Annotated in this window: 20 protein-coding genes; 19 read left to right on the top strand and 1 reads right to left on the bottom strand. The window is 41.0% G+C overall.

The window, feature by feature from the left end; genetic code table 11:
- Positions 1 to 13 precede the first annotated feature (13 nt).
- From aroH to RSX31_RS06660, 14 genes are all read left to right on the top strand, one after another.
- Positions 14 to 403, top strand: coding sequence for a chorismate mutase (gene aroH / locus RSX31_RS06725; RefSeq protein WP_148995556.1), 390 nt, complete (start codon positions 14 to 16; stop codon positions 401 to 403).
- Between the two features lie 13 nt (positions 404 to 416).
- Positions 417 to 1,517, top strand: coding sequence for a histidinol-phosphate transaminase (gene hisC, locus RSX31_RS06720; protein WP_148995555.1), 1,101 nt, complete (start codon positions 417 to 419; stop codon positions 1,515 to 1,517).
- Positions 1,518 to 1,594: 77 nt separating this feature from the next.
- Positions 1,595 to 2,698 carry a prephenate dehydrogenase gene (locus RSX31_RS06715; RefSeq protein WP_148995554.1) on the top strand — a complete coding sequence of 368 codons (1,104 nt, stop codon included), beginning with the start codon at positions 1,595 to 1,597 and terminating at the stop codon, positions 2,696 to 2,698.
- Positions 2,699 to 2,710: 12 nt separating this feature from the next.
- The gene (gene aroA, locus RSX31_RS06710; protein ID WP_148969459.1) at positions 2,711 to 4,003 is read left to right on the top strand and encodes a 3-phosphoshikimate 1-carboxyvinyltransferase; all 1,293 of its coding nucleotides are present in this window, start codon (positions 2,711 to 2,713) and stop codon (positions 4,001 to 4,003) included.
- A gap of 258 nt (positions 4,004 to 4,261) precedes the next feature.
- Positions 4,262 to 5,032: a hypothetical protein gene (locus RSX31_RS06705; protein WP_148969458.1), complete on the top strand. Its 771-nt coding sequence runs from the start codon at positions 4,262 to 4,264 to the stop codon at positions 5,030 to 5,032.
- 35 nt (positions 5,033 to 5,067) lie between these two features.
- Complete coding sequence (locus tag RSX31_RS06700) at positions 5,068 to 6,327, top strand: tetratricopeptide repeat protein (RefSeq protein ID WP_315633986.1); 1,260 nt, start codon at positions 5,068 to 5,070, stop codon at positions 6,325 to 6,327.
- A gap of 140 nt (positions 6,328 to 6,467) precedes the next feature.
- The gene (locus RSX31_RS06695) at positions 6,468 to 7,007 is read left to right on the top strand and encodes a ReoY family proteolytic degradation factor (protein WP_044336344.1); all 540 of its coding nucleotides are present in this window, start codon (positions 6,468 to 6,470) and stop codon (positions 7,005 to 7,007) included.
- Positions 7,008 to 7,798: 791 nt separating this feature from the next.
- Positions 7,799 to 8,263 carry a YpiF family protein gene (locus RSX31_RS06690; RefSeq protein WP_148969456.1) on the top strand — a complete coding sequence of 155 codons (465 nt, stop codon included), beginning with the start codon at positions 7,799 to 7,801 and terminating at the stop codon, positions 8,261 to 8,263.
- 140 nt (positions 8,264 to 8,403) lie between these two features.
- Positions 8,404 to 8,913, top strand: coding sequence for a QcrA and Rieske domain-containing protein (locus RSX31_RS06685; RefSeq protein ID WP_044336348.1), 510 nt, complete (start codon positions 8,404 to 8,406; stop codon positions 8,911 to 8,913).
- A gap of 13 nt (positions 8,914 to 8,926) precedes the next feature.
- Positions 8,927 to 9,601, top strand: coding sequence for a menaquinol-cytochrome c reductase cytochrome b subunit (gene qcrB, locus RSX31_RS06680; RefSeq protein ID WP_044336350.1), 675 nt, complete (start codon positions 8,927 to 8,929; stop codon positions 9,599 to 9,601).
- A gap of 48 nt (positions 9,602 to 9,649) precedes the next feature.
- On the top strand, positions 9,650 to 10,420 hold the full coding sequence (locus RSX31_RS06675; RefSeq protein ID WP_148994235.1) for a menaquinol-cytochrome c reductase cytochrome b/c subunit: 771 nt from the start codon (positions 9,650 to 9,652) through the stop codon (positions 10,418 to 10,420).
- Positions 10,421 to 10,483: 63 nt separating this feature from the next.
- Complete coding sequence (locus tag RSX31_RS06670; RefSeq protein WP_148969455.1) at positions 10,484 to 11,080, top strand: DUF1405 domain-containing protein; 597 nt, start codon at positions 10,484 to 10,486, stop codon at positions 11,078 to 11,080.
- Positions 11,081 to 11,146: 66 nt separating this feature from the next.
- Positions 11,147 to 11,938, top strand: a complete 792-nt coding sequence (gene ypjB, locus RSX31_RS06665) for a sporulation protein YpjB (protein ID WP_315633977.1) — start codon at positions 11,147 to 11,149, stop codon at positions 11,936 to 11,938.
- A gap of 59 nt (positions 11,939 to 11,997) precedes the next feature.
- Positions 11,998 to 12,678, top strand: coding sequence for a zinc metallopeptidase (locus RSX31_RS06660; RefSeq protein ID WP_148994232.1), 681 nt, complete (start codon positions 11,998 to 12,000; stop codon positions 12,676 to 12,678).
- 65 nt (positions 12,679 to 12,743) lie between these two features.
- On the opposite strand, the gene RSX31_RS06655 is transcribed toward RSX31_RS06660, so the two are convergent.
- Complete coding sequence (locus RSX31_RS06655) at positions 12,744 to 13,613, bottom strand: YitT family protein (RefSeq protein ID WP_148969452.1); 870 nt, start codon at positions 13,611 to 13,613, stop codon at positions 12,744 to 12,746.
- Between the two features lie 161 nt (positions 13,614 to 13,774).
- Here RSX31_RS06655 and RSX31_RS06650 point away from each other — a divergent pair, with 161 nt between their 5' ends.
- The 5 genes from RSX31_RS06650 to bshA are packed head-to-tail and all read left to right on the top strand — an operon-like array spanning position 13,775 to position 17,137.
- A complete protein-coding gene (locus RSX31_RS06650) occupies positions 13,775 to 14,128 on the top strand; it encodes a nucleotide pyrophosphohydrolase (protein WP_148969451.1) in 354 nt (117 codons plus the stop codon).
- A complete protein-coding gene (gene dapB, locus RSX31_RS06645) occupies positions 14,115 to 14,885 on the top strand; it encodes a 4-hydroxy-tetrahydrodipicolinate reductase (protein WP_148969450.1) in 771 nt (256 codons plus the stop codon). The genes RSX31_RS06650 and dapB overlap by 14 nt, the downstream gene beginning before the upstream one ends.
- Before the next feature lie 12 nt (positions 14,886 to 14,897).
- Entirely contained in the window at positions 14,898 to 15,305 is a 408-nt protein-coding gene (gene mgsA / locus RSX31_RS06640; RefSeq protein WP_148969449.1) for a methylglyoxal synthase, read from the top strand.
- 1 nt (position 15,306) lies between these two features.
- Positions 15,307 to 16,008, top strand: a complete 702-nt coding sequence (gene bshB1, locus RSX31_RS06635; protein ID WP_187443531.1) for a bacillithiol biosynthesis deacetylase BshB1 — start codon at positions 15,307 to 15,309, stop codon at positions 16,006 to 16,008.
- Positions 16,009 to 16,012: 4 nt separating this feature from the next.
- Positions 16,013 to 17,137, top strand: coding sequence for an N-acetyl-alpha-D-glucosaminyl L-malate synthase BshA (bshA, locus tag RSX31_RS06630; protein ID WP_148994230.1), 1,125 nt, complete (start codon positions 16,013 to 16,015; stop codon positions 17,135 to 17,137).
- Positions 17,138 to 17,170 lie beyond the last annotated feature (33 nt).

The following is a 17,170-nucleotide window of genomic DNA, read 5'->3' as shown; positions in this document are numbered from 1 at the left end:
GGAGAGTGGAAGAATGATCAGGGGAGTTCGAGGCGCCACTACAACGGATTGTGACAATGAAAAGGAAGTTCTCCTTTCAACTGAAAGTCTCTTAAGGGAAATGATTTTACATAATGATATTATGGCAGAGGATGTTGCATCTGTATTTATTTCTGCCACCAGTGACATCAGGAGTGTATTTCCGGCAAAAGCATTAAGAAGGATTGAAGACTGGAAATATGTTCCTGTCATGTGTATGCAGGAGTTGGATCTCCCTGATGCATTGCCGAATTGTATTAGAGTGATGATTCATTTAAATACATCTACACCTCAGAAAGACATCCAACATATTTATATGAAAAATGCAGTCAGCCTACGTCCTGACTTGAAGGATACCGCGTCTATTTCGAATGAAAACGATTGAAAGGAAGGTAAGCATGAAGTGGAGATCTCAGATTCAAAATCTTAAAGCATACCAGCCGGGGAAAACGATGGATGATGTGAAAGAACTATTCAATCTCGACAAGGTAGTGAAGCTTGCTTCGAATGAAAATCCATTCGGCTGTTCAAAGAACGTTGAAACCTTTCTCAAGACGAACGCGGTTTCACATGCGATTTATCCCGACGGTTATGCAAAGGAACTGCGAATGAAGGTGGCAGAGCAGCTATCTGTTGACCCTGGACAGTTACTTTTCGGGAATGGATCAGATGAAGTGATTCAGATGATTTCAAGAGCATTACTAGACGGTGATAAAAGCACGGTTATGGCTACGCCGACTTTCCCTCAGTATAAGCACAATGCCATTGTTGAAGGAGCAGAAATAAGAGAAGTTCCCCTTGACTCAGCTGGCAGACATCAATTAACCAAGATGCTTGCTGAAATTGATGAAACGACCTCGGTCGTTTGGCTTTGCTCACCGAATAACCCAACAGGGGAATATATTCGCAGTGAGGAACTCATCTCCTTCCTGGATGCTGTTCCTGCGCATGTGTTAGTCGTATTGGATGAAGCTTATTATGAATATGTGGTGGCCGGGGACTACTATAATTCATTGGAATTATTAAAATCATACCCTCAATTATTGATCACACGTACTTTTTCAAAGGCATACGGATTAGCAGGCTTTCGAGTAGGGTTTGGAATTGCAAATGAAGATGTGATAGGAAAATTAGAACCAATCCGGGAACCGTTCAATAATAATGCTTTAGGGCAGGGAGCCGCAGCAGCAGCCGTTGAAGACCAGAAGTTTATAAGAGAATGCAGGGAGCATAATCGTAAAGGACTGGAGCAGTATTACCAATTCTGCAAGGAACGCAGCCTGCATTATATACCATCACAAGCAAACTTCGTGTTAATCGATTTCGGTGTTAGCGGTGATGATGTGTTTCAATTCTTGATGAGTAAGGGATTCATTGTACGATCCGGAGAGGCTCTGGGATATCCTCATTCTGTACGGGTAACGGTAGGCTCATATGAACAAAATGAAGAGGTTATTGAGAAAATGAAGGAATTTCTAGCCCTTCAAAAACAAGTGTGAAAAGGAATGGATGGTCGGAACGGCTCCGAAATGTGAGCCCATTCCGACTTTTTTCAAATCAACTGAGGGGGGCAATCATGAAAGGGACAGTATTGGTCATCGGGATGGGATTAATCGGAGGCTCATTGGCACTCTGTATAAAGAGTGAACACCCCGATGCTACAATCATTGGACATGATATTAACCATAAAGAGTTAAGATTGGCGAGGTCACTCGGAATTATCGATGAAATGTCACTATCTTTACAACCTGTTGCTGAAAGAGCGGATCTCATCATCATTTCCACACCAGTTTTTCAAACTGAAAAGATTATTGCGCAGTTTCAATCATTCGCTTTAAAAGAAACGGCGATAATCACCGATACGGGGAGCACAAAAGAACAAATTATGAAGTGTTCCGAGGAACTGACTGCTAAAGGGATTCAGTTCATTGGTGGACACCCGATGGCAGGTTCTCACAAAAGCGGTGTAGCAGCAGCTAAAAAAATCTTATTTGAAAATGCTTTCTATATGCTGACTCCAGGTTCTGGTGCTACTGGTCAAAAAGTAGAAGAACTTCAGGGATGGCTGAAAGGAACGCATGCCAAATTTCTGATCGTCGAACCCAGGGAGCACGATGAACTAACAGGTACGATCAGTCATTTTCCACATATTGTAGCGGCATCTCTTGTTCATCAAGCGAAAGAATCATCTGTACAGCATCCTTATTTGCGGAGGCTCGCTGCTGGAGGGTTCCGTGACATTACGCGGATTGCCTCTTCTAACCCGACGATGTGGAAGGATATCACGCTTCAGAACAGTGCTGTTTTGCTTTCACTTCTCAGACAGTGGAAATCAGAAATGGATGAAGTCATCACCATTATTGAAGAGAAGGACTCCCAGGGAATCTTTGATTACTTTACAGAAGCGAAAACTTTTCGCGATGATCTTCCAATCCTAGAAAAAGGGGCCATACCTTCGTTCTATGACTTATTTGTTGATGTTCCTGACTATCCAGGGGTGATTTCTGAAGTTACTGCTTACCTTGCCGGGGAAAACATAAGTTTAACAAACATAAGAATCCTGGAAACGAGAGAAGATATTTACGGAGTATTAGTCATCAGCTTTCAAACACTCGAAGATAGGGAAAGAGCATTAAACTGCTTAAAAGAAAATACGGATTATGAATTATTCTTAGGGTAAAGGGTGATAAGGATGGAAGGAAAAAAGAAATTAATAAACCCCCAAAAAGGTCTTAATGGAGAACTGCATGTTCCCGGGGATAAATCGATTTCACACCGGGCTGTTATGTTTGGTTCGGTTGCTGAAGGGATAACCGTTATACATAATTTTCTTATGGGTGAGGATTGTTTAAGCACAATCGAATGCTTCCGTAAGTTAGGTGTTGATATCCAAGTAAGTGATGGGGAAGTGATCGTTTCAGGCGGTGGCTGGAATCATTTAAAAGAACCACAGGACATACTCGATGTTGGTAATTCGGGTACCACTACTCGTCTTATTATGGGGATATTGGCAGGGAGGCCTTTTCATTCAATCCTTATTGGGGATGACTCGATTGCTAAACGCCCAATGAAAAGAGTGACAGAACCATTAAAAGAGTTCGGGACTAAAATCGACGGTCGTTCAGAAGGCAACTATACTCCTTTATCAATCCGCGGGGGTGACCTGAAAGGAATTACATACACGTTGCCTGTAGCGAGTGCACAAGTGAAGTCTGCTCTCTTGTTGGCAGGACTTCAGGCAGAAGGTACTACTGAAATTCAAGAACCTGAAAAGACAAGAAATCACACTGAGAAAATGATTATCGAATTTGGTGGCCATATCGAAAGACATGGAGATACAATCAAGGTAAAGGGCGGTCAGGTGTTAAAAGGAACTGAAGTCTATGTCCCCGGGGATATTTCCTCTGCAGCCTTCTTCATGGTAGCTGCTGCGATTGTACCGAATAGTCGAGTGCTCCTGAAAAATGTCGGCCTTAATGAAACCCGTGTGGGAATTGTTGAAGTGATGAAAAAGATGGGGGCATCCATAGAAATAATGGAGAGTTCAAAAAGTGGAGAACCGATAGGTGACATACTGGTGGAGTCTTCAAATCTCACAGGAATAGAAATTGGCGGAGAACTGATCCCATCGTTAATTGATGAAATCCCTGTTATCGCCCTGTTGGCTTCCCAGGCAAGGGGTAGGACCATCATTAAAGATGCAGAAGAATTAAAGGTCAAGGAAACTAATCGAATCGATGCCATCGTACAAGAGCTTGGACATCTAGGTGCTGACATTCAGGGTACTGAGGACGGCATGATCATTCAAGGGAAAACGCCATTACACGGTGGTGAGGTTCATTCCTGGGGAGATCATCGGATCGGAATGACATTGGCTGTCGCTTCTTTAATAACAGATTCTGACGTCTATCTTGAAGGTGCGGATGCAGTGAACATTTCGTATCCAACTTTCTTTGAGCATATAAACAAACTTTTACAGAAATAATGTACGTGAATTCCTTTAGGGAGGTGTAAGGACTATACTATAGTCCTTACACCTCTCCTTTTATATGAATGCATAGCATGATTTCATCCCTTCTTTCATAGCTTGTCTATAAAGGAAGGTGATGGTGATTTGAGTACGTATATTATTGAAAATGCGAATTGGATTAAAGATTCCAAAGTCACTCAAACTTCTTTACTCGTTAAAGACGATAAAATATCGGCCATAAGAGACAGGTTTTCTTATTATCGGTACATGAGGATGGATGTTTCATCTTTCATGATGACCCCCGGACATGTAATGTGTGACTTAGAGGTGCCTGAAGGAACTGATTTTCTTTCAATAAAGAATTATTACCTGGATGAATTTATCCACAAAGGTTGTACTACTGTCCTGACGGCATTTACATTAGGGTACGAATACGAATTCTTAGCTAAATGGAATGAACGCAAAACCTCCTTGTTAAATAGTCCTCTTGATTACACGATTGGGTTAAAAACATCTGCAAATCTTATTACTCCTACAGTCATTCGGTCGTGTAAAAGACATAAGGTTCCCGTTGTCTGGATTGACATTGATGAAATAGATCTATTCAAGGAAATTCGCTGGGGATGGATCAAAGGATTTTTATATGATTATCCTATTACTTTTGTCCCTTTTTTTACGACAAATATAGACATAAAAACAAAAATGAAGCATCTTAAAATATGGCAAAATACGATGGAAAACGAGAAAATTCCTCATCTTTCAAATGAAATCCCGCAAAAAGAACCATTGAGGCTTAAAGAACTGAAGAAAATTGGAATATATCCCCTTAGAGGAAATTTTTTGGTGGGTGGAGAAATAAGTTATAACCTCTATATGAATATCGAAGGTGAGACTGGTGCTGAGCCCTCTGCATTTAAAACTGACCAACATGTGCTAAAATGTACAATGAATAAAGGAAAATGTTTTTACTTAAATAATAGAGGCTATTATTATCCTGGTGCTGGTGAAGAACTAGTCATTCAAACACCCGGGTACTTTATTTAAAGACTATTTAGCTTTTTTATAGAAAGGGATTGACCATGTCATACGCTGAACGAATGTTATCTTCATTAGAAGAAGGGAAATTGGACGAAGCAAAGAAACAGTATAAGCAAGCATTGAAGTTTGGAAGTCATGAAGAAAAATTCAGCCTGGCTGAAGAATTACACCATTTAGGGTTTCTTGAGGAATCCAAAGAGTTGTATGAAAATCTGCTGGAGTATTACCCGGGAGAGGGAGAACTCCTGATTGAGCTCGCAGAAGTGATGGTGGAGATGGATAATGAAGAAGAGGCGATAGACAAACTCGCACAATTGGATGAAGAAGACCCCACCTATCCAAGAGCATTGCTCCTTTTGGCAGATCTGTATCAAATGCAAGGTTTATTTGAAGTTAGTGAACAGAAGCTTTTACAAGCCAAGAAGTTATTACCAGATGAGCCTGTCATTGATTTCGGCCTGGGGGAATTATACTCTGAAACAGGCAGGTTCCTGGAAGCGATAAGACATTATCATGCCCTCATTCAGAAAGGCACGACTGAGCTGGGTGGAACCAATGTCCATCAAAGGTTAGCCGAAGCTTATAGTGTAGGGGGAGCCTTTGAAGAAGCATTGACACATTACGAAAAAGCTCTTCAGGATCACCTGGAAATCAATACACTATTCGGATATGCCGTTACTGCATATCAGGCTGGATTCTATGAAAAAGCCATAGAAAAGCTTATTTCGGTTAAAGAGCTGGATCCTGAATATCATTCGGTGTATTTATTATTAGCCAGATCCTATGAACATGAAGAAAAGCTGCAGGAAAGCCTGGAAACCATTCAAGAGGGCGTAAAACAGGATGAATACAACAAGGAGCTGAATTTGTTTGGTGGGAAAATTTCCTTAAAGCTTGGGCTGGAAAAAGAGGCAGAGACATTTTTTAGGGAAGCTTTAGCCTTAGATCCAGGTTATGTCGAAGCAGCTTTAGTCATAAATAAATTGTTCTTTACGCAAGATCGGTTTGAGGATGTATTGGAGATCGCCCAGATGCTTAAGGTTGAAGGGGAAGAAGAGCCTCAAATCAACTGGGATCTGGCAAAGGCCTATGAGGGGCTTGAACAATTTAATCATGCATTAAAACAATACCGTATTGCATATACTTACTTTAAGAATCATCAAGAGTTTTTACTAGAGTACGGACAATTTCTAGTAGAAGAAGGACTCAGAGGCGAAGCGGTAGAAGTATATAAACACCTGATTGAAATGGATCCTTCAAATGACGAGTGGCAGGACCTGATTGAAAGATTACAAGACTAAACGAAACGACGTCGGTGGTACAAAGGGATTTGGCTGGTGTGTAAACATGAGATCACCTTAGAGTTGCTAACGTTTTTAAGCTATATGTCAAAAGGAAAACGGACCTAAACTAAAAAAGATTCTGCAGAGGAGGGAAAACCATGACCACCCCTGTTTCTGTCAACGAGAAGAAAGAATTTATTCGCTGGTTTTTAAACCGATATCAATTAAAAAGAAGAGAATGTGTGTGGATACTGAATTACCTGATGAGTCATGATCAATTAATGAAAAAAGTTCATTTTGTTGAAGAATCTCAGTACTGTCCAAGAGGTCTTGTAATGTCCACACATTGTGTTGAGGATGTGCCATTCCGATTCTATAAAGAGAACATCATGACAACTGATGCGGAGAAGTCATTTCACGATATTCGTTTAAATAAGGACGAAGATATTTATATTCAATTGAACTTCAGTAAGGCAAATTCAAGTTATCAATTTGCAGCAGTACTTGAAGAAAACCCTTTTATGCCGAAGTATCTTTTGATTAATGAAAAAGACAGGATTGTTGCCGAACAATTCCTCAAAGACAGTTTGCAAACCTTTCAACGTGATCGATTGCTAAAGGCCATAGATCAGGCTCTTGATACCGGTGATGAAAAATCCTTCAAGAAATTAACCAAAGAATTGAATAGCTTAAGCTAAAAGCTCGAATGAAGAGAAAGGTACATCTCTTCATTCGAGCTTTTTTATTCGCTTGCGGGGTCTCAACCACTGACTTTGCAAACTTCAAAAAAATATTTTTATCATAAGTGTTAGTGTGAAAACAGGGACCGTTCCTTTTCGCTCCAGGCACAAGATTCCCCGGGGAGGAAGTCGAGCCTCCTCGACGTACCGTCTGTGGGGTCTCGACCTTTCCTCTATTTCCCGTAGGAGTCAAATGCCTTCCGCTACAATCCACTCTGTGCTTCGATATTTTGTCTGCATATGCCAGATAGAAAAACACAAAAAACCATTCCGAATATTGAAAAATTCAAATTTGGAGTTGAGCATCTTCCGCTTCAATAAACTAAATAAGCATGAATTTTGATATTAGAAATTTAAAAATACACCAACCAATCTTTTAAAATGATTTTGTCCCTTTTAAGCTCTGTAACGTTAATTTCTTACAGATGGTGAGGGGAAGTGCGTAGACTCCTGCGGAAGTACGGTCGTGCCGAGACCCCGTTCGGCTAAGCTGAGGAGGCTCGGCCGAACGTCCGCGGAAAGCGAAGCACTTCCACTCACCATCCAGCACAAACAAATTGGCAGAGACTAGGCATACCTTATTACTTAAAGCAACAATCTTTTCGAAAAAGAGCCTCATTCTATAGGTTCAGATAAATAGGAAGAAGGTTTATGGAGCATACTATTAAAAAAGTGAAATCACTTTTAAACGAGTGTTATAAAGTGATATGATGGGAAGTGAAAATGAAAGAAGAAACGAGGGTTTTACAATGAATTGGAACGTTAAAGATATTGAAGTCTTTGAATCTGAAAAAGAATACATAGATACTGCCGTCATTCCGATTGTTCCTGTTGATTTCCTAAAGGATATCAAGACGTCCGCAGCACAATCCGAATTCATCACGCTGCTTACCTTTCACCTTGAAAGACAATTTAAAGGCAGGATGATCATGACACCTCCATTTACGTATACTATGTCTGCTTCCAGAGAAAATGAGGTTTCAAGATTAACCCAATGGGCAGAAGAATTAAGTGCCAGCGGAGTGAAGCATACGTTCTTTCTTACATCGGACAGCGAATGGAAAAAGGTAGAGGGGGAATTGCATGACCGCTTGATTTGGGTGCCCTCTATACCGCTTGAGCATTTAGATGAACAGTACAAACATTCCATCATGGAAGATCAAGTGAAACAGCTCTTAAATGTGATTGTACAAAAATGGCAAAAAAATTCATAAAAACTTCACATTGTGTCCATCATTTAGATTAGAGAGTTATTGACCTTGTATAGAGTTTAATATATCATAGTTATGTCCTAGTTTTATATTTGTGCGAAATATGTCCGATGGACTTACCTTACGATAGAGGGGGGAAAAGGATGAGCAAACATCGTGTATCTAGACGTCAATTCCTTAACTATACACTTACGGGTGTAGGCGGTTTCATGGCGGCAGGAATGTTAATGCCGATGGTTCGATTTGCTGTAGATCCAGTATTAAAAACTTCAGCTGCTGGAGAATTTAAAGCGACAAAGCAAAAAGTTTCAGAGTTAACAAATGAACCAGTACGTGTCGATTTCTCTTATGAACAAAAAGATGCGTGGTACACATCAGAAGTAACACAAACTGCATGGGTTTATAAGAACAAAGAGGGGAATGTTGTTGCTCTTTCACCAGTATGTAAGCATCTTGGATGTACTGTTAACTGGGCGGGCGACAAGAGTAACCCAAACAAGTTCTATTGCCCTTGTCATGGTGGTCTGTATGAGAAAAACGGGAAAAATGTTCCTGGTACACCACCGACAGCACCGTTGGATGTATATCCAACAAAAGAAAAAGACGGTATTTTATACCTTGGACAACCTGAACCAAATAAATATGTTAAGTAAGGGGGCGTAATCTGTGCTGAACAAAATCTATGATTGGGTTGACGAGCGTTTGGACATTACGCCTTTGTGGCGCGATATTGCGGATCACGAAGTACCTGAACATGTAAACCCGGCGCATCACTTTTCAGCGTTTGTTTACTGCTTTGGTGGATTAACATTCTTCGTTACCGTAATTCAAATTTTATCTGGAATGTTCCTGACAATGTACTATGTTCCAGATATTAAAAACGCTTGGGAATCTGTGTATTACCTGCAAAATGAAGTTGCATTTGGACAAATTGTCCGTGGAATGCATCACTGGGGAGCTAGTTTGGTTATCGTAATGATGTTCTTACATACACTACGTGTCTTCTTCCAAGGTGCATACAAAAAACCTCGTGAATTGAACTGGGTTGTTGGAGTACTTATTTTCTTCGTAATGTTAGGACTTGGTTTCACTGGTTACTTATTACCGTGGGATATGAAAGCGCTATTCGCTACGAAGGTTGGTATTGAAATCGCAGCTGCTACACCATTTATCGGTGAGCAAGTGAAGATCTTACTCGCAGGAGATTCTTCTATCATTGGTGCACAAACACTAACGAGATTCTTCGCTATTCATGTATTCTTCCTGCCTGCAGCATTGCTTGGACTAATGGGAGCTCACTTCCTGATGATCCGTAAGCAAGGTATTTCAGGACCACTATAAGATACGAACATAAATTAATAAACCTTAAATTAGAAGGAGGGGGACGCTATGCATCGAGGAAAAGGGATGAAGTTTGTAGGGGACTCACGTGTACCTGCAGGCAGAAAGCCGAATATTCCTAAAGATTATTCGGAGTTCCCTGGAAAAACAGAGGCTTTCTGGCCAAACTTCTTACTAAAAGAATGGTTAGTTGGAGCTGTTTTCCTAATCGGTTATCTATGTTTAACGGTTGCTCATCCATCACCGTTAGAGCGTGTTGCCGATCCAACAGATACTGGATATATTCCATTACCTGACTGGTATTTCTTATTCTTATACCAATTACTTAAATACACATATGCATCTGGACCTTATAATGTTATTGGAGCATTCGTTATTCCTGGAATCGCATTTGGAGCGCTTTTACTTGCTCCATTTATCGACGTAGGACCTGAACGTCGCCCAACTAAACGCCCATTTGCAGTAGGATTCATGTTATTGGCACTTGCAGCAACATATTTCTTGACTTGGGAATCAGTTGTGACTCATGACTGGGAAGCAGCGAAAGAACAAGGTAAGATCCAGGCTGAAGTGGATATCGATAAAGAATCTGAAGGATATAAAATCTATGCAGACCAGAAAAATGGTTGTATTAACTGTCATGGTGAAAATCTGCAAGGTGGAGCAGGACCTTCTTTAGTTGCAACTGGCCTCTCACCTGAAGAAGTAGCGGATATTGCTAAAAACGGTAAACCACCAGGCATGCCTGCAGGGTTATTTAAAGGATCAGACGAAGAGCTGGACAAACTGGCTGAATTCATCTCTGGTTTAAAAGAATAAACAATGAAAAAGGGCCGGCTTACGTTGGCTCTTTTTTTCTACTTGAAAGAGAGGATTAAATATATGCTCTGGATCATGTCCATCTTGAAGAATAAAACGTTTATATGGTTGCTTCTCATTGTGAATTTGTTTGGCACCATATACGGTTATATATGGTATCTCCCTCAACTACGAAATACTCCCTCGCAATTTTTAGTGTTTGTTCCCGACAGCCCGACAGCCAGTCTGTTTTTTTGTTTTGTTCTCATAGCATTTTTACTGAATCGAAATTGGCCATTATTTGAAGTGTTAGCCATTATCACGCTATTTAAATACGGGATATGGGCTGTGGTAATGAACTTGTTGACCCTGTGGGTTTCCGGTAATTTACCTTGGGAGGGCTATATGCTCATGGCGTCACATGGAGCAATGGCTTTACAAGGGATATTGTATTCTTCCTTTTACCGAGTGAGGATTTGGCACATTATAGTCGGTGCCGTATGGACTGTACATAATGACATCATCGATTACGTATATATGCAGTATCCCGTTTATTCAAGTTTGTATATGTACATACAACAAATTGGATACTTCACTTTCTGGTTAAGTATTGTCTCAATCGTTATCGCTTATTTCTTCACACAAAAAACGAAACGCTTGGATATTCAACTTATCCCATAGTCTTTTTTTGGTCTACTCTTGTCCACCCTTTCATAAACTTTACTAGTAGTTTTAGGGGGGACAAGTATGAAATTTATCCAATTCTTTATCGCGCTTTTCTTTTTTCTCATTTTAATACCTCACCCATTAAATGCAGTAGAGTCGACGTCTCCGATGAACGAGCTTGATGAAGTTGCAGACCAGGCCTTGCAAATGACAAAGGCTGGAAGATACGAAGAAGCGAAACATCTACTGGTTTATTTCTCTGATGAATTTGCGTCTTTGAGTGCCCAACGGTCTTTTTCAATGGATGAGCTTAGAATTCTCACCATCTCACATAATCTGGCAGTGGAGAGTATCAATCAAACCTCCGCTGACATGGAGCAGAAGGTGAACGCCGTTACAAAGTTCCGCCTTGTGATGGATGCTTTAAGCAGTCAATATCAGCCTTTGTGGGTCGAAATGGAAGACCCGATAATGGAAGCATTTAATGGAGTGAAGTCGGCAGCGGAAAATGGAGATGTAGATGAATACCATACAACATTGAATATGTTTTTATCGAAATATAATATTATTCAACCAAGTATTAAATTAGATATTCCGATCGAACGCGCTCAAGCCCTGGACGCAAGGATTTCTTACTTGGATCATTACCGGCAAGACGTGTTGGAAAGTACGGAAACCATGACCGAATTAACATCCTTGGAAACTGACTTAGAGAAGCTGTTTGAAAATAAACAAGAGGATGAAGCAGATCCTTCCCTTTGGTGGGTGATCATATCAACCGGCAGTATCATTGTCTCTACATTATCTTATGTAGGTTGGAGAAAATATAAAGGACAAGGGGAATCAAAAAAGTCAGAGCGTCAAAAAAATTGACAGGATCTTTATAGCACTATAAAATTTAGATATCTAAACATCTGGAGGTTATTGCGATAATGGCAGGATTTTTAATTTACTTTTTACTCATTGCTCTTATTCCAATCGGAGCTCAAATGCGTGTAAAGAGTACGTTTAAGAAATATTCAAGAGTGGCCACCACCTCAGGTATGACCGGCAGGGAGATGGCTAGGAGGATTCTCGACGACAATGGATTACACAACGTGAAGGTCGTGGAAGGCAGAGGTTTTCTAAGTGACCACTACAATCCGATTACCAAAGCGGTTGCATTGTCACCTGATAACTATCACGGACATTCTGTAGCGGGAGCAGCTGTGGCGGCCCATGAAGTCGGACATGCGATTCAAGATGCTGAAAGCTATGCATTTTTACGGTTCCGCCATGCTTTGGTTCCAGTCGCTAACATAGGCTCCAATATGTCCTGGATCTTCTTACTGATCGGAATGTTCACTCAAATGACTGGAATGTTCCTACTTGGTATCATTCTGATGGCAGCGGGGGTTGTGTTCCAATTAATCACCCTTCCTGTAGAATTCAACGCTTCTTCCCGGGCGATGAATCAGATCGTTTCACTTGGGCTGATTCGGAATGAAGAAGAACGACATGCACGTAAAGTATTGAACGCCGCGGCGATGACATATGTAGCTGCTGCTGCAGTTGCGGTTATTGAATTACTTAGACTTGTATTAATCTTTACTGGGATGAATAGTGACGATTGATTAATAAAGAAGAAGCTGGACTCTAGTTTTGAGCCCAGCTTCTTTTTGTATATTGAAAATCCATATTAGTCATGTAAAGGATTCTTGTCTGCGTCTAATGTAAACCCTTCGCCAAGTACGTCATGTACAACGGTGACGGAGACGAATGCATGTGGATCGACGCTTGTGATAATATTTTTCAGCCGGACGATTTCATTTTTCCCGACTACACAGTAGAGCACTTCCCTGTTTTGTTTCGTGAAGGAACCATGTCCTCTGAGCACAGTTACTCCCCGATCCATTTTTTCATTGATGACACTTGCTATTTCTTCATGGCTGTCGGAAATGATCATAGCCCCCCTGGCTGAGTATGCCCCTTCCTGCATAAAGTCAATGACCCTTGCCGCAACGAATACAGCTACCAGTGTATACATGGCTTCCCTGTATTCCAGGTACGTAATAAGAGAGACTCCAATGACAACGGCGTCAAACATAAACATCGTTTTCCCCATGCTCCATCCTATGTACTTATGGGCGAGTCGAGCGATGATATCAACGCCACCTGTCGTACCGCCATATCTGAAAATAATCCCGAGTCCAACCCCGATAAATACCCCTGCAAATAAGGCTGCAAGAAACAGATCACCTTCCAGGTTGATCGTCATTTGATATCTTTGGAAAATCCATAGAAATACAGAGAGGCTGACGGTTCCGAGTACAGTATAGTAAAAAGCTTTCTTTCCGAGAAGCTTCCATCCTAAGAAAAATAGGGGGATATTTAAGGCCAGGTTGGAGTAAGACGGATCAATGTCAAATAAAAAATAAAGGATAAGTGTTATTCCGGTAAATCCGCCTTCAGCCAATTTATTTTGGATATTAAAATGGACAAGTCCAAATGCGAAGATAGCTGAGCCCAACAGGATGAATAATATATTTTTATAGCGTAAACCCAACATGTGTGTTTCCCTCCTTCTATTCGTATTATCTCGTTGACAGAGACATTATATAAGAAGAGAAACAAACTGGCAATGAAGAGTTAATAAATCAAACGTAATATTTGTCAAACGGAAAGGATTTAGCTAACATGATAGGAGATACTGAAGGAGTGTGGCTTCTTATGGAAAATAAAAAAACGATGGATCAATTACAAAAAGAAGTAGACCAATACATAAGTCAATTTAAAGAAGGGTATTTCAGTCCATTGGCAATGATTGCGAGGCTCACGGAAGAACTTGGGGAACTGGCGAGAGAAGTGAATCATCATTATGGAGAAAAACCTAAGAAGAATTCAGAGGAAGAAAAAACGATAGAGGAAGAGCTCGGGGATTTATTGTTTGTGGTCATCTGCCTTGCGAACTCCTTGGATATCAGCCTGGAAGAGGCCCACGATCGTGTGATGCATAAATTTAATACAAGAGATAAGAATCGCTGGACAAGAATTGAAAGTGGGGATGAAGATGGAGCAAATTAACGTCACTATTGCTGGACCAAGAGGAAGAATGGGGAAAGAAGCGGTTCAGTTAGTAAAGGATACTGAACATTTTACGCTTATTAGTGTGATTGATTATAAGAAAGAAATAGATATAGATGTACCGGTGTACGCGGATATTGAATCATGCTTCCAAGATCAAACCCCAGATGTGCTTATTGATTTAACAACTCCGGAAGTGGGATATCACCATACGAAAACGGCCCTTGAATACGGTGTTAGACCGGTTGTGGGAACGACAGGTTTCTCTACAGATGAATTAAATGAACTTAAGACCCTTGCAGAATCAAAGTCATTGGGATGTATCATTGCCCCCAATTTTGCGATTGGTGCAGTACTTATGATGAAATTTTCCCAGATGGCAGCTAAGTATTTCAATGATGTCGAAATCATTGAATTACATCACGATCAAAAACTGGATGCACCTTCAGGGACTGCCGTTAAGACAGCCGAAATGATCAGGGAAGTGAGAGAATCGAAGCAGCAGGGGCACCCTGATGAAAAGGAAACGCATACTGGTGCAAGAGGGGCGAATGTAGATGGCATGCATATCCATAGTGTCCGCCTGCCCGGATTAATTGCTCATCAACAGGTGATGCTAGGGGCGGAAGGTCAGGCATTAACGATCCGTCATGACTCTTTTAACCGGGGAAGCTTCATGTCTGGAGTGAAAGTTTCCGTTGATACGGTCATGAAGCTGGATACACTTGTGTACGGGCTGGAAAATATTCTAGATTAAAGGGTGAGTGTTATGAATATCGCATTAATAGCTCATGATAAGAAAAAAGATGATCTTATTCGTTTCGTATTGGCATATAAGTCAATAATTGAAGAACACGCTCTTTTTGCCACTGGAACAACGGGAAAGAGAATCGGGGAAGAAACGGGATTATCTGTCCATCGATTCCGGTCAGGTCCACTGGGGGGAGACCAGGAGATAGGTTCTTATATTGCCAATAATAATATGGATCTTGTCCTGTTTTTTAGAGACCCTTTAACTGCTCAGCCACATGAACCTGATGTATCTGCACTAATCAGACTATGTGATGTGTATCAAGTCCCATTAGCTACCAATATGGGAACAGCAGAAGTATTGGTGAAAGGGCTTGAAAGAGGAGATATCGAGTGGCGAAGTGTGGTAAAGGATAAGGAGGAGTAAAGTGGATCAACAAATAGACATCCTCGCATTTGGAGCACATGCCGATGACGTGGAGATCGGTATGGGCGGCACCCTTGCAAAATATGCGGCCGAAGGAAAGAAGATTGTGATTTGTGATCTCACAGAAGCCGAGCTTTCTTCAAATGGAACCGTTTCTTTGCGTAAAGAAGAAGCAAGGTCAGCTGCACATATATTAGGTGCCTTCAAGAGGGAGACCTTGGATGTTCCTGATAGAGGAATTTACATAACTGATGAAAACATTCAGAAAGTGGTTAACGTGATCAGAATGTACAAGCCGAAAGTGATATTCGCTCCCTACGATCAGGATCGTCATCCTGATCATGGGAATGCTTCACAATTGATCAAAGAAGCTTTTTTTTCAGCTGGAATTCGGAAATTCCATTCCACAACTCAGGCACATAAAGCGGATAATCTGTATTTTTATATAATCAACGGCTTTCACAAACCTCAATTTGTAGTGAATGTTGAGGCCTATATGCAAACGAAGATTCGAAGCTTAGAGGCATATACGAGCCAATTTACTCAAGGGGCTGAAGGAGTGTCTACTCCGTTAACGGAAGGATACATAGAAGCGGTAGAAGCAAGGGAGCGAATGATGGGGAAAGAAGCGGGCCTACGTTATGCAGAAGGATTCTTTTCTTATAACACCCTAATATTGCATCAAGATTTGTTAGGAGATTAATGGTATGAAAATGAAAATAGGTATTACCTGCTACCCGACTGTTGGAGGTTCTGGCGTAGTAGCTACAGAACTGGGGAAATTATTAGCAGAGAGAGGCCATGAAATTCACTTTATTACCTCGAGTATTCCATTTCGGTTGAATAAAATGTATCACAACATTTACTTTCATCAAGTCGAAGTGAGTCAATATTCAGTGTTTCAATACCCGCCTTACGATATAGCACTGGCGAATAAGATGGCAGAAATTACTGAGCGTGAAAACCTGGACATCCTTCATGTACATTATGCAATCCCACATGCAGTCTGTGCCATTTTGGGTAAACAAATGTCTGGTAAAGATGTAAAGATTGTCACCACCCTGCACGGCACAGATATTACCGTACTAGGTTATGATCCTTCTTTAACAGGAGCGATTCGATTTGGGATCGAAAAGTCAGACGTGGTGACCGCGGTTTCTGCCGCATTAGTGAAACAAACCAATGACTTGATACAGCCGGATAAGGACATTCATACTGTTTATAATTTCATAGACGAAAGAGTATACAAAGCAGTAGATTCTCAGCATCTTAGAAATGAATATGGGATTAAGGATAATGAAAAGGTCATTATTCATGTTTCCAACTTTCGTGGGGTGAAAAGAGTAACAGACGTAGTAGCTGCATTCAACCTTATACAAAAAGAGATCCCGGCAAAGCTCCTTCTTGTTGGGGACGGACCTGAAATGACGGTTATTTGCAGGCAGGTGGGAGAACTCGGATTAGAAGATAAAGTATTGTTCCTTGGAAAACAGGATAACTTGGAGGAGCTTTATTCGCTTAGTGACATCAAACTGCTGCTTTCAGAAAAAGAAAGTTTCGGTTTAGTTGCCCTGGAGGCTATGGCATGCGGTGTGCCGAGCATCGGTACAAATGTAGGGGGCATCCCTGAAGTCATTGAGGATGGATACAACGGCTTTATATGTGAAGTCGGAAATGTTGCTCAAGTTGCAGAAAAGTCTCTGTTATTGCTTAAAGATGAAACACTTCACAAAGAACTTTCGGGACATGCTCTACAAACGGCCCGAACAAAGTTTCATTCCAGCAAAATTGTAGAAGAGTATGAACGGATCTACAAAGAGCTACTATCATGATACAGTCGGAAGGAAAAGATCCGAGTAAAGCAG

Source organism: Rossellomorea yichunensis, assembly GCF_032337515.1.
GTDB classification, from domain to species: domain Bacteria; phylum Bacillota; class Bacilli; order Bacillales; family Bacillaceae_B; genus Rossellomorea; species Rossellomorea yichunensis.
Note: the sequence above shows the minus strand (reverse complement) of the source record. Positions and strands in the feature narration are given on the sequence as shown.